Source organism: Streptomyces sp. NPDC006134, assembly GCF_040628835.1.
Lineage (GTDB): Bacteria > Actinomycetota > Actinomycetes > Streptomycetales > Streptomycetaceae > Streptomyces.
The window spans coordinates 1-12993 of the sequence record NZ_JBEXTV010000012.1 but is presented as its reverse complement, the minus strand read 5'-3'; the positions used below and the strand labels follow the sequence as shown (position 1 = coordinate 12993).

The following is a 12993-nucleotide window of genomic DNA, read 5'->3' as shown; positions in this document are numbered from 1 at the left end:
TGGAAGCGGTGATCGTAGGCAAGAGCGCCGCTCGCTTTAGTCAGCGTTGCTCTCTCTTTAGTGTGGTGATCTCTCTCGTGTGCGGTGCTCTGTCTAGCGTGCAGCGCCCTCCCGTGCGCGGCGCTCTTCCATGCGTGCGATGCTCTTCTGTACGCGCGGTGCTCTTTCGTGCGTGCGGTGCTCTTCTGTATGTGCGGTGCTCTCCTGTGCGTGCGGTGTTCTGTTTCGCGGTCGCTGCTCTGTTCTGCGCGCGCTGCTCTGCTTTGTGTGCACCGATCTTCTTTTGTGGGACACTGGCCGACATGAACAGCACCGCACAGGGCGTTCGCGCCCGCGCCCGGATCGAGGTAACCGCCGCCATCAAGGACGAGGCGCGCAGGCAGCTCGCGGCCGAGGGCGCCGCCAAGCTGTCCTTGCGCGCCGTAGCCCGCGCCCTCGGCATGGCCTCCTCGGCCCTCTACCGCTACTTCCCCAGCCGTGACGACCTCCTGACCGCCCTGATCATCGACGCCTACGACTCGCTCGGCGAGGCCGCCGAGACCGCTGAGGCGGCGCACGACGCCGGCGCCGAGGCCGGGCCCGTACGGCGCTGGGCCGCCGTGTGCGAGGCCGTCCGTGCCTGGGCGCTGGCGCACCCCCACGAGTACGCGCTGATCTACGGCTCTCCGGTCCCCGGCTACCAGGCCCCCGAGGACACCCTCCCCGCCGCCTCCCGGGTCGGGCACGTGCTCATCGGCATCGTGCGGGACGCGCATCGGGGCCTGGGCCTGGCCAAGCCCCGGCTGCCCGCCGAACTGCGGCCCGAGGCCGTGCGGATGGCCGCCGATCTGGCCCCCGACCTGCCGCCCGAGGTCGTGGCGGCGCTCGTCGCGGCCTGGGCCCAGTTGTTCGGGCTGGTCGGATTCGAGCTGTTCGGGCAGTTCAACCGGGTCGTGGAGGACCGGGAGGTGTTCTTCCGGCACGCCGTGGGCCAACTCGCCCACGGGGTCGGCCTGGTGTACCCGCAGAAGGGCCGGGCGGGCGCCGGGGAGACGGCCGGGGAAGGGTGACGGGCAGCCGCGGACTCCCTCACGCCACCGGGATCCGCGGCAGCGGCAGCAGCGCCGCGTCCTGCCGCAGGACGCGGGCGTGCAGGGACCGCAGCGCGGGCCCCGGGTCCGCGCCCATCGCCTCGGCGAGCCGCTGCCGGGCCCCTTCGTAGGCGGCGAGCGCGTCGGCCGGGCGGCCGGTGCGGCACAGGGCGAGCATCAGCAGCTCGACGAGGCGTTCCCGCAAGGGGTGGGCGGCGACCAGCCGGACCAGTTCGTGGACGCACTCGAAGGGACGGCCGAGTTCGATCTCGCCGGCCAGCCGCGCCTCGAGGACGGTCAGCCTCTTCTCCGCCCAGCGGAGCCGCTCCGCCGCCAGGTACGGTGCCTGGAGCCCTTCGGCGAACTCGCCGCGCCACAACTCCTCGGCCTGCCGGGCCAGTTCGCCTGCCCGGCGCAGGTCACCGGCGTCCCGGGCGGCCACCGCCGCGCCGACGATCGCCCGGCGCTCGTGGAGGTCGTCGGCGCGGACGCCGGTGAGCCGGTAGCCGCTGCCGGTCCACGCCAGTTCCGCCCCGGCCCCGAGCGCGCGGCGCAGCCCGGAGACGTACTTCTGCACGAGGTTGCGCACGTGCACCGGCGGCGTCCCGCCCCACACGGCGTCGACCAAGCCGTCGTACGACAGGGGGCGGCCTTCCTGGAGCAGCAGGACGGCGAGCACCGCCCGCTGCTTCGGCGGGCCGAGCGGGATCTCGGCGCCGTCCCGCAGGGCGCGCAGCGGACCGAGGATCTCGCACCGCGGGCCGCCCGGCGGAGCCCCCGGCACCCGCCCGGCCCGCGTCGTCTCTGCGCTCTCCGCCGCCTTTGCCGTCCCCTCGCCCATGGGGTGAGCGTAACCCGGCCGCCGGTTTCCAGCGGATCTTCCAGCGGACCTCCCGTCGGCCTTTCCAGTGGATCTTCCAGAGGTTCTTCCGGTGGATCTTCCAGAGGTTCTTCCGGTGGATCTTCCAGTGGGTGTTCCAGAGGCTTTTCCAGCGGCAGGGGCGACCTTGTGCGCCGTGCCCTGCCCACGGCAAGCCCTCGGGAAGGGCGCACGCCCCGAACTCCCGGAGAAAGGCCCGCCCATGCTCACCCGGCTCGGCCGTCCGGCCGTGCGGTACAGCCGTGCCGTGCTGACCGGCTTCCTGCTGCTCTTCCTGGGCCTCGCCGCCTACGGCGCGGGCGCCCAGAACGCCCTGGACCTCTCCCGCTGGGACGCCCCCGGCACCGAGTCCGTGCACGCCGGTGACCGGCTGCGCGACGATTTCGGCACCGGCAACCCCAACCTCGCCCTGCTCGTCACGGCCCGCGACGGTGACGTGGACAGCGCGCGCACCGAGCGGGCGGCCCGCGAACTGGCTGCCGAGGTGGCGCGGTTGCCTCTCGTCACGGATGTCGTCTCCTACTGGGACGCGCACAGCCCCGCCCTGCGCGGCGAGGACGGCCGCCGCGCCCTGGTCCTCGCCCGCCTCGAAGGAACCGCCACCGAGACCCGCGAGGAACTCGCCACGCTCTCCCCCCGGCTGACCCGCACCACACCCGACTTGGACGTCCGGGTGGGTGGCCAGGAGGAAATCTCCCGGCAGGTCGGCGAGCAGGCCCGCGCCGACTTCCTGCGCGCGGAGGCGTTCGCGCTGCCGGCCGTGCTGCTCCTGCTGGTCCTGGTCTACCGGCGCACCGTCGCCGCTCTGCTGACTGTCGCCGTCGGCCTGTTCTCGGTCGTCGGCACGCTCGCCGGGCTGCGGTTGATCGCGCAGTTCACCGAGGTGTCGACGTTCGCCGCGAACCTCGCCCTGGTGCTCGGCCTCGGACTGGGCGTGGACTACAGCCTGTTCCTGATCAACCGCTACCGCGAGGAACGGGCCGCGGGCCACTCCCAGCCCGAGGCCGCCTCGAGGGCGACCCGGACGGCCGGGCGCACGGTCGTCTTCAGCGGGGTCACGGTCGCGGTGTCGCTGTGCGCGCTGCTGGTGTTCCCGTTCTTCTTCCTCAGCTCCTTCGCCTACGCGGGCGTCCTCGTCGTGCTCACCGCGATCGCCGGAGCGGTGCTGTTCCTGCCCGCGGCGCTCGCCCGCTGGGGGCACCGGGTGGAGCGGCCCGCCGCCCCGCCCTCCGGGTTCTGGCACCGTGCCGCCCTCGCCGCGATGCGCCGCCCTCTGCTCGCCGGCGCCGGGGTCCTGACCGTCCTGCTGGTGGCCGCCTCCCCGCTGCTCGGCCTGCGCTTCGGCCTGCCCGACGAGCGCACCCTGCCCGAGGGGACCTCTTCGCGCACCACCTCCGAGATCGTGCACCGCGAGTTCGCCGCCGAGCCCACGGACACCGTCCAGGTCGTCCTCGCCGAACCGGCGGCCACGCGCGCGTACGCCGCCGCGCTCTCCCGCCTGCCCGGCGTGTTCCAGGTCGACGCGCCCGAGGGCACCTACCGCCACGGCGAGCGCACCGGCGCCCCCGGCCAGGACCGGCTGACGGCCCCGGAAGGCGGCGGCGTGCGGCTGGCCGTCGTACCGACGCAGGCGGCGATGCACGGGGACGTCCCCGCCTTCGTCGAGCGGATCCGGGAGACCCCGGCCCCGGCGCCCGTCCTCGTCGGCGGCTACCCCGGCGAGACCACCGACTTCCGCGCCACCCTCCTGGACCGGTTGCCGTACGCCGTCGCGATCGTGCTGGTGGCGACGTACGTGATCCTCTTCCTGATGACGGGCAGCGTGCTGCTGCCCGTGAAGGCGACCGTGCTGAACCTGCTCAGCCTGTCCGTGATGTTCGGCTGCCTGGTGTGGGTCTTCCAGGACGGGAACCTGTCCGGGGTCCTCGGTTTCACCCCGACCGGCTCGATCGAGCCGAGCATCCCGGTGCTGATGTTCTGCGTGGCGTACGGGCTGTCCATGGACTACGAGGTGTTCCTGCTGGCCCGCATCAAGGAGGAGTACGAAGGTGGGGGCGCCTCCCGCGCCTTCGAGGCGGTGGGGGACGGCGCCACCGTGCGGGCGGTCGGCGAGGGCATCCGGCGCAGCGCCCCGCTGATCACCGCCGCGGCCGGAATCCTGGCGCTGTCGTTCCTGTCCTACGTCACCGGAGGCGTCGTCTTCCTCAAAGAGCTGGGCATCGGTACGGCCTTGACCATCCTCGTCGACGCCACCCTGGTCCGGGTGGTGCTGCTGCCGGTGACGATGCGGCTGGCGGGCCGCGCGAACTGGTGGGCACCGCGCCCGCTGCGCCGCTTGCGGGTGAGGGAGGAGAAAGAGAGAGGGGAGGACGGGAAAGCGGGCGGGCGAACGGAGGGGAAAGGGCCGGGCCCGGACGGCGTACGTCGCCGGGAGCACGTGTGACCGCCACGGGCGGGTGACGCCGCCTGGTCGTCAGCCCGGTCACCGCGGAGCCCCACGTCAGCCGCACCATGGTGAAGCCGGGCGCCCGGGGCCGCGCGCAACCGGTGGCGCCGGCCTACGCGTCGGGGCCGGTGCGGCCGGGCTGAGCCGACCGCTGGAAACGGAGCAGCACGCCGACGACCCGGGCGACGAAGGCCACGGCCGCCACCGTCGTCCCGCAGCCGATGAGGGTGCTCCGCACGCCGGCCGGCAGGCCGAAGACGTACGCCGGTCCCGCCACGGCCCCGAAGAGGACGGCCGCCGCGAACGCGGCGCTGAACAGCGCGTACCCGATCTCGACGGTGACCGCGTCCCGCTCGGCCCGGCTCCGCCGTCCCCCGTGATGCTCCATGCCGTGAGTGTCACAGGGGCACGCCCGGCGGGCAAGGAGGTCGCGCCGGGCGCGCGGCGGACCGGTGGCCGCGCGAGGCGCCCGGTTTCCCGGTTCACGCGCGGCGCCCGGTTTCCCGGTTCAGACGGCGGACGTCTCGCGCCACAGCGTGGCGACGGAGGCGTCCCCGGTCACCTCCGGATACGGCTGCCGGTTCCACAGCGACAGATACAGCTGTGCGGCGGGGCCGGTGATCTCGCAGTCGGCGTCCCCGGCCTCGTTCCGCTCGGTGACGGGCGGCTCCTGCGTCAGCCGTACGGTCCATACGGCGTCGTCCGCGTCCGTCGCCCGCACCCGCAGCACGAGGGGCGTCTCGCTGCGGACCCTGCTCTTGGGACGGGCGTGGAAGCCGCGCAGCAGCTCGTCGATGCCGTCCACGGCGAAACCGGTGCCTATGCCGCCCGGCGTGCCGCCCCTGGCCGACTCGGCGTCGATCCGGTGCACGGTCGTCTCGTGGGCCTGGCGCCGGGTCCAGAACGCCAGTGGTGAGGGTGCGGGCAGGAAGTGCCAGCACTCCAGGTCGGGCGGGGCGGTGGCGAGGGTCTCGACGAGGTGTCCGTGTCCTTCCCGGAACCAGGCCAGCAGGCCGGGACCGTCGAGGGCCGGCGGGTCCTCGAGGGGGCGGGGGGCGGTGTGCCGGTCGGTGACGAACGCCGCCGCCCAGCGGTGCACCGCTCCCGTGTGCCGCAGCAGGTCCCGCACCTGCCAGCCGGGGCACGTCGGCGTCTCGGCACCGACCCCCGCGGCTTCGGCGGCCTCGGCGAGCAACCGGCCTTCCCGGTCCAGGATTTCGAGGTACGAATCAATCTTCATGGCGGGCAGTGTGCAGGATGGAGCGCGCTCCAAGGGGAGGGCGCGGTTTCCGCCGTGTGCCCGGGAGCGCGCAGGGAGGCGCACCCGAGAGCGCGTACGGGCGGTGGCGCACGGCCGCCTGCTGGGGAAGGCGGCACGTCGGAGGGCTCAGCCCGGCATGACGCGCCGTGCCGCGAAGGCGGTCAGTACGGCCACCGCCGCCAGGGCCGCCACGCTGGTGAGCGCGGCGGGCAGGGAGAACCAGTCCGCCATGAAGCCGATTGCGGGCGGCCCGAGGAGCATGCCGCCGTAACCGAGGGTGGACGCCGTCGCCACGCCGCTCGGCCCGCCCAGTGCTCCGGCGCGTTCCACTGCCACCGGGAAGATGTTGGCGAGGCCGAGTCCGGTGAGCGCGAAGCCGAACAGGGCGGCCCCCACCGACGGGGCGAGCGCGCCGAGCAGCATGCCCGCCACGGCGGTCGTGCCGCCCGCCACCACCGTGCGGGTCCGGCCCAGCCGTTCCAGCAGTGCCGTACCGCTGAGCCGGCCGACCGTCATGGCGAGCGCGAAGCCGGAGTAGCCCGCCGCCGCGACGCCCGGTGACGCGTCCAGATCCTGCTCCAGGTGCAGGGCGCCCCAGTCGGCCATGGCACCCTCGCCGTAGGCCGTGCACAGGGCGATCAGCCCGAAGGTGAGCACGAGGGCGCGGGTGCGCCCGGCCGGCCGGCGCGGCGCGGGGCCGTGCCCGGGTGCGGGCTCCGGGGGCACGGGGGGCTTGCAGCGCAGCAGCAGGCGGCCGGCGACGAGGGTGACGAGCAGGCCGATCACGGTGAGGCCGAGCAGATGGCGCACCGGGGAGAGCGATCCGGCGACGAGGCCGCCCAGTCCCGCCCCGACCATGCCGCCGAGGCTGAAGGCGGCGTGGAAGCTGGGCATGACGGGGCGTCGCAGGGCGGCCACCAGGTCGACGGCGGCGCTGTTGAAGGCGACGTTGATCCCGCCGTAGGCGCTGCCGAAGACCAGCAGGACGGCGCCGAGGGCGAGTGCGGAGTGGGTCAGCGGCGGCAGGGCCACGCTGAGGGAGAGCAGGACGGCGCAGACGACGGTGACCGGGTGGTTGCCGTAGCGGCGGCAGAGGCGGCCGGTGAGGGTCATCGTGACGACGGCACCGGCGGAGACGCCGAGGAGGGCGAGTCCGAGGGCGCTGGTGGAGGCGCCGGTCTGCTCCTTGACGGCGGGGATGCGGACGACCCAGCCGGCGAAGACGAAGCCGTCGAGGGCGAAGAAGGCGGTGAGGGCGGCACGGAGGCGGGTGAGGTCGTTGCGGGGACCCGGCACGACGTTGTGCGAACGGGTTTTGTTTATTTGCGGCACAAAATGAGGGTAGGGAGGGGGGCCGACAACGGCAAGGGCGTCGGTGGTGGCGGCGGTGGAGGTGGCGATGGCGGTAGCGGTGGTGGAGGAGGTGGCGGCCGGTCGCGGTGCCGGTCCGTGGTGGAGCGACACCGTTACGCACGCGACATGCGCCGTAGCAGGCCCGTAACACCGGGCCGGGAGACTCCTCGCCATCGCGCAGCACCCGACGCACGGACCCGGACAGGGAACCGGACCCGTGTTCGGGGCTGCCAGCTCACGACGCGCCCGGCAGCAAGGCGGGGCGCGAGCGTGCCCGGCCCGTGTGCGAACGGGCCGGTGGAAGCGCCGGGGGCGGTGACCGCGCTTCGTTCCCCCCCGCGTGCGCAGGGCCCGGCCCACGCGTACGCCCCGACCAGGGAGAACCACGTTGGCCACGCAGCAGCACAAGCAACACGACCAGTACGAGCAGCATGAGCAGTACGGGCAGCGCACGTCGAGCGCCGAGGCGGAGCTGGACCGCGAGCGGCGCATGGGCCGCGCCGCGGGCACGGCGACGGCCGTGCGCGAGATCCGGGTCGTCGACCTGACGGACTTCGAGGCCCGCCGCGCCGAGATCACCGACGAGCTGTGGCAGGCCGCCACCGGGACCGGTTTCTTCCAGCTCTCCGGACACGGCCTCCCGGCCGCCGAGACCGACGCGGCGTTCGCCGCCGCCGAGGCGTACTTCGCGCTGCCGGAGCGGATCAAGCGGGCGCACGCGCTGAAGAAGGGCCTCAACGCGGGCTGGGAGTACCGCAGCCAGGTCCGCCCCTCCACCGGGACCCCGGACGAGAAGGAGTCCTACCAGCTCACCCGCCCCCACATGGCGGGCCTGTGGCCGGACGAGGACGAACTGCCCGGCTTCCGGGACACCCTCCTGCACTTCGAGGCCCGCTGCCACGCGCTCGCCCAGCAGGTCCTGTCCTGCTTCGCCGAACGCCTCGGCTTCGAGCGGGACTTCTTCGCCCGGCGGCACGACCCGGCCAGTCCCGCCCACCAGAGCACGCTCCGTCTCCTGCACTACTACGCCGTGCCGGAGGAGGCGCGCGGGCGGTCCGACGCGGGGTGGCGGGCGGGCGCCCACACCGACTTCGACTGCCTGACCCTGCTCTTCCAGCGTGACGGGCAGGAGGGCCTCCAGGTCTGCCCGGGGCGGGAGGCCGACAGCCGGGCCTGGACGCCGGTGCCCGCCCGCTCCGACCTGATCACCTGCAACATCGGCGACATGCTGATGCGGTGGAGCGGTGACCGGCTGCTGTCCAACTTCCACCGCGTCGCCCAGCCCGCGCCCGACGCCGACCAGGGACCGCGGTACTCGATCGCCTACTTCGCGCAGGCCGACCGCGATGCCGTGATCACCTCTCCGGACGGGACGTACGCGCCGATCACGGCGGAGGAGTATCTGCGGCAGCGCATCGCCGCCAATTTCGGCGGCTGAGCGGCGAGTTCCGCCCGCTCCCGTCCCGCCCGACGAGCCCGCCGCAGGCCGCGCGCACCGCCGTACACGGCCTGCGCGCACCGCCGTACGGGGCCGCGCGTACTCCTGTACGGGGTCTGCGCGTACTACCCGTACGGGGGCTGCGCGTACTACCCGTACGTGGCCCGCGTACCGCCCGTACGCGGGCCGCGGCGGCCCCGGAACTCCCACGGTCCGGCAACGGACCGTCCACGGACCGAAAGCGGGGTTTCCCCATGCCCGTGCCCATGCCCGAACCGCGCCCCTGCGCGCTCCTGCTGTCCAGCGCCCAGGTCGTCACCGTCGACGACGGGCGCACCGTGCACACCATCGGATCGGTGGCCGTCGACGGCGACCGGATCGTCGACGTCGGCCCGGCCCGCGAGGTCGACGCCCGCTGGCGGGCCCGCCGGAGGGTCGACTGCCGGGGCCGTGCCGTCGTGCCCGGCTTCACCGACGCCCACACCCACCTCTTCCAGTCCCTCGCCCGCGGCATCGGCGACGGCCTGGCCATCTGGCCCTGGCTCAACCGCTTCATGTGGCCCTACGCCATCCACCTCGACACCGAGGACGCCCGTCTCGCCGCGCGGCTCGGCGCCGTCGAGGCGGCCCGCGCCGGCATCACCACCGTCGTCGACCACCACTACGCGCCCACCGACCCCGGCACCGTCCTCGCCGTGGCCGACGCGATCGAGGAGATCGGGCTGCGCGGCGCGGTGGCCCGCGGCATGCTCGGCGACCGCACCGAGGTCGCCGCCGCCCGCGGCCTGCCCGAGGCGCTCTACCGCTACGGCACCGCCGAGGAACTCGACCTCACCCGCCAGTGCATGGCCGAGCGCGGCCCCGACGCCAGGGTCCGCGTCTGGCCCGCCCCGCTCAACCTCTCCTACGGCGACCGGGACCTGGTCCGCGGTGCCGCCGCCCTGGCCCGGGAGCACGGGGTGCGCTGGCACACCCACTGCAGCGAGGGCGCCAAGGACCCGGTGAGCCATGCGGAGGCGTACGGCGTCCGGCCGGTGACGTGGCTGGCACGCGAGGGCCTGCTCGACGACCGCGCCACCCTCGCCCACGCCGTCTGGCTGGACGCGGAGGAGACCGAGGCGGTGGGCGCGGCCGGCGCCGGCGTCGCCCACGCGCCCTGCTCCAACGCCTACCTGGCGTCCGGGACGATGCCGTGGCGGCGGCTGCGCGAGGCCGGGGCGGTGGTGGCGCTCGGCACGGACGGGCCGAGCGCGGGCGGTCGGCAGGACATGTTCGAGGTGATGAAGCAGACCCTGTTCGCCCAGCGCCTGGACACCCTCGACCCGGCCGCCGTCCGCTGCGAGGACGCCCTGGAGGCGGCCACCCGCGACGGCGCCCGCTACACCGGGCTCGCGGACACCGGCACCGTCCGCACCGGCGCCCTCGCCGACCTCGCCGTGGTCGACCTCACCGGCACGGCGCTCCAGCCCGTGTACCGGGCGGTCTCCGCGCTGGTGTACGCGGCTCGCGCGGCGGACGTCGTGATGACGCTGGTCGGCGGCCGGGTCGTGTACGAGGACGGTCACTGCCCCGGCGTCGACGAGGAGGCCCTGCGCGCCCACGCGCGCGAACGGGCGGGACGGCTGGTGGAGCGGGCCGGGTTCGGGGCGCTGACCGAGCCGTGGCGGCATGTGGCGGGACGACCGGGGAGGGCCTCGTGAGGGACGTGACGAGCGGGAAAGGGCACGTGACGGACCTGGCGGACGTGACGGCCCGTCAAACACCCAGGGACCAGGAGAGGGAGTCAGAGCGGGAGAGGCAAGGGGCCAGGGAGAGGGAGGGGCAAGAGGCCAGGGAGAGGGAGGGGCAAGGGGCCAGGGAGAGGGAGAGGCCCCTGGATCCCGTCGACTCCGTGCCCGTGTGGTGGCGTCTCGTCGCGCTCGGCCTCCAGCACGTCCTCGCCTTCTACGCGGGCGCCGTGGTCATGCCGCTGCTGGTCGCCCAGGGCCTCGGCCTGTCGGCGGCGGACACGGCGGCGCTGGTCAACACCGCGCTGGTCGCGTGCGGTGTGGCCACGCTGCTCCAGGCGGTGGGACTGCCCGGCATCGGCATCCGGCTGCCCGTCGTGCAGGGCATGTCGACCGCGGCCGTACCGTCGCTGGTGTCGGTCGGTGTCGCGGCCGGCGGGGCGGACGCCGGGCTGCCGACCGTGTTCGGAGCGGTGATCGCGGCCGGGGCGGTCCTGTTCCTCGTGGCGCCGGTCTTCGGGCGTCTGGTGCGGTTCTTCCCGCCGCTGGTCACCGGCACCATCGTGACCGTCGTCGGCGTGACCCTGATGGCGGTGGCCGCCGGTCAGGTCGGCGGTGGCGATCCCGGCGCGGACGGGTTCGGCACGCCCGCGCAGCTCGGGCTCGCCGCCGTCACCCTCGCCGTCATCGTCGTCCTGTACCGGTTCGCGAAGGGCTTCGTCGCCTCCGTCGCCGTCCTGCTGGGCCTGGTGGCGGGCACGGTGGCGGCGGCGCTGACGGGGCGGGCCGACTTCTCCGGCATCGGGGACGCCGCCTGGTTCGGCGTGCAGGCCCCGCTGCACTACGGAGCGCCCCGCTTCGACGTGATGGCGGTCCTCGCGATCGTCCTGGTCATGGTGATCATCGCGGTCGAGTCGGTCGGCCAGTTCTTCGCCATCGGCGAGATCGCCGGACGCGAGGTGGACGAACGCGGCATCGCCCGCGCCCTGCGCGCCGACGGCCTGGCCACGGTCGCCTCCGGGCTGCTCAACTCCTTCCCGACCACCGTCTACTCGCAGAACGTGGGCCTGCTGCGGCTGACCCGGGTGACGTCCCGGTGGATCGTCGCCGCGGCCGGGGTGATCATGCTGGTGCTCGGGCTGGTGCCCAAGGTGGGCGCGGTGGTCGCCGCGATGCCGCCGGCCGTGCTCGGCGGCGCCACCCTCGTGCTGTTCTCCACCATCGCCGTCGTGGGCGTGCAGATCCTCGTCAAGGCCGACCTGTCGGACGCCCGCAACACGGTGCTGGTCGCCGCCAGCCTCGGCGTCGGCTTCCTGCCCACCGCGTATCCGCAGTTCGCCGAGCACATGCCGACCCGCCAGCTCCAGGTCCTCTTCGAGAGCGGCATCATGCTCGGCACGCTCACCGCGGTCGCCCTCAACCTCTTCTTCCACCACCTACGCCCACCTGCCCGGACACGAACCACCCGGACACGGACCGCCCGGACCCGGCCGGGGCAGGACGCACCGGCGGAGGAGACCGGACCGGCCGTCTGACCGACGGCGCCGTGCGACGCGCCCGGCGCCGTCGCATACGCTCGGCACCACCATGAAGAACCACCTCACCCCCCTGGAGCCGAAGGCCGACAAGGCCACGGTCAGACGGCACAACCTCAGCCTGGTGCTGCGGGCCGTGCACGACGCGGGGGAGGCGACCCGGGCCCAGGTCGCGACGCACGTGGGGCTCACCCGCGCCGCGGTGTCGTCCCTGGTCGAGCAGTTGCTGACGTACGGCTTCGTCGGCGAGTGGGGCAAGACGAGCAGCGGGCAGGCCGGGCGGCCCGGCACCGTCCTGAAGGTGGCCCGGTCGGGACCGGCCGGACTCGGGGTCGAGATCAACATCGACTACATCGCCGTATGCGTCGTCGACCTCGCCGGCACCGACCGCGTCCGCCTGGTCGAGCACGTCGACAACCGCGGCGTACAGCCGTCGGAGGTGCTGGCGCGCGCGGCCCGCCTCACGGCCCGCGCCATCGGATCGGCCGCCGAACAGGACCTCGCGCCGGCCGGGGTCCATGTCGCGCTGCCGGGCCTGGTGACCGGCGGCACCGTCCGCCAGGCCCCCAACCTCGGCTGGCAGCGGGTCGCCGTCGAGGGCCTGTTCGCCCAGGCGCTGCTCGCGCTGGGCACGCCTCGCCGGGCGCTGCCGGTCAGCTCCGACAACGAGGCCAACGCCGCCGCGCTCGCCGAGCTGTGGTACGGCGCGGGCACCGAGGGCGTACGCAGCTTCCTGTACCTGACCGGCGAGATCGGCATCGGCGGCGCCCTGGTCCTGGGCGGCGAACTGCTGCGCGGCGCGCACGGTTTCGCCGGCGAGATCGGGCACATGGTCGTCGACCCGGACGGGCCGCGGTGCCGGTGCGGCGCCCGTGGCTGCCTGGAGCAGTACGCCGGGCAGGGCGCCCTGCTGAAGGCCGCCGGCCTCGACCCGGACGCGGGCCTCCCGGGCGTCGCCGAGCTCCGGCAGCGGGCCCGGCGCGGCGAGCCGTCCGCGGTGTCCGCGCTGGAGCGGGCGGGGCGGCAGCTCGGCGTCGTGGTGTCGGGCGCGGTCAACCTCTTCGACCCCGACGCGGTGATGCTCGGCGGCGTCTACCGGGAGCTGATGGACTGGCTCGCGCCCGCCGTCGACCGCGAACTCGCCCTGAGGGTGGTGTCCGGGCTGTGGAGCACGGGCACCACCCGGCTGCGTGGGGCCGGCCCCCGGGGGGGGGCGGGCCGGGGGGGGGGCGGGGGGTTGGTTGGGGTGGTTGAGGGGGACCCCGGCGCGGGACCCGGGGGCG

The 12993-nt window shown here is 74.4% G+C and carries 10 protein-coding genes and 1 pseudogene; 7 read left to right on the top strand and 4 right to left on the bottom strand.

What is annotated here, in order from left to right; genetic code table 11:
• Positions 1-302 precede the first annotated feature (302 nt).
• Complete coding sequence (locus ABZ340_RS10255) at positions 303-1049, top strand: TetR/AcrR family transcriptional regulator (RefSeq protein WP_358781313.1); 747 nt, start codon at positions 303-305, stop codon at positions 1047-1049.
• A gap of 19 nt (positions 1050-1068) precedes the next feature.
• Here the strand turns inward: ABZ340_RS10255 and ABZ340_RS10250 are convergent, their stop codons facing one another.
• The gene (locus ABZ340_RS10250) at positions 1069-1911 is read right to left on the bottom strand and encodes an AfsR/SARP family transcriptional regulator (protein WP_358781312.1); all 843 of its coding nucleotides are present in this window, start codon (positions 1909-1911) and stop codon (positions 1069-1071) included.
• A gap of 241 nt (positions 1912-2152) precedes the next feature.
• Here ABZ340_RS10250 and ABZ340_RS10245 point away from each other — a divergent pair, with 241 nt between their 5' ends.
• Together ABZ340_RS10245 and ABZ340_RS10240 are read left to right on the top strand one after the other, a co-directional pair.
• A complete protein-coding gene (locus tag ABZ340_RS10245; RefSeq protein ID WP_358781311.1) occupies positions 2153-4393 on the top strand; it encodes an MMPL family transporter in 2241 nt (746 codons plus the stop codon).
• A gap of 17 nt (positions 4394-4410) precedes the next feature.
• A pseudogene (locus ABZ340_RS10240) lies at positions 4411-4539 on the top strand (DNA-binding response regulator); the annotation flags it as partial.
• Here ABZ340_RS10240 and ABZ340_RS10235 read toward each other — a convergent pair.
• The 3 genes from ABZ340_RS10235 to ABZ340_RS10225 all read right to left on the bottom strand — a co-directional run bounded on the left by ABZ340_RS10235 (position 4509) and on the right by ABZ340_RS10225 (position 6953).
• Positions 4509-4784, bottom strand: a complete 276-nt coding sequence (locus ABZ340_RS10235) for a DUF6332 family protein (RefSeq protein ID WP_358781310.1) — start codon at positions 4782-4784, stop codon at positions 4509-4511. The pseudogene ABZ340_RS10240 and the gene ABZ340_RS10235 overlap by 31 nt on opposite strands.
• A 120-nt stretch (positions 4785-4904) precedes the next feature.
• Complete coding sequence (locus tag ABZ340_RS10230; RefSeq protein WP_358781309.1) at positions 4905-5636, bottom strand: maleylpyruvate isomerase family mycothiol-dependent enzyme; 732 nt, start codon at positions 5634-5636, stop codon at positions 4905-4907.
• A gap of 147 nt (positions 5637-5783) precedes the next feature.
• The gene (locus ABZ340_RS10225) at positions 5784-6953 is read right to left on the bottom strand and encodes an MFS transporter (RefSeq protein ID WP_358781422.1); all 1170 of its coding nucleotides are present in this window, start codon (positions 6951-6953) and stop codon (positions 5784-5786) included.
• Positions 6954-7500: 547 nt separating this feature from the next.
• Here ABZ340_RS10225 and ABZ340_RS10220 point away from each other — a divergent pair.
• The 4 genes from ABZ340_RS10220 to ABZ340_RS10205 all read left to right on the top strand — a co-directional run.
• On the top strand, positions 7501-8448 hold the full coding sequence (locus ABZ340_RS10220; RefSeq protein ID WP_358781421.1) for a 2OG-Fe(II) oxygenase family protein: 948 nt from the start codon (positions 7501-7503) through the stop codon (positions 8446-8448).
• A 266-nt stretch (positions 8449-8714) separates the two neighbouring features.
• Entirely contained in the window at positions 8715-10148 is a 1434-nt protein-coding gene (locus ABZ340_RS10215; protein WP_358781308.1) for an amidohydrolase family protein, read from the top strand.
• Between the two features lie 191 nt (positions 10149-10339).
• Positions 10340-11710 carry a nucleobase:cation symporter-2 family protein gene (locus tag ABZ340_RS10210; protein ID WP_358781307.1) on the top strand — a complete coding sequence of 457 codons (1371 nt, stop codon included), beginning with the start codon at positions 10340-10342 and terminating at the stop codon, positions 11708-11710.
• A 52-nt stretch (positions 11711-11762) separates the two neighbouring features.
• Positions 11763-12993: ROK family protein (locus tag ABZ340_RS10205; protein WP_358781306.1), on the top strand; the 1231-nt coding region annotated here is incomplete at its 3' end.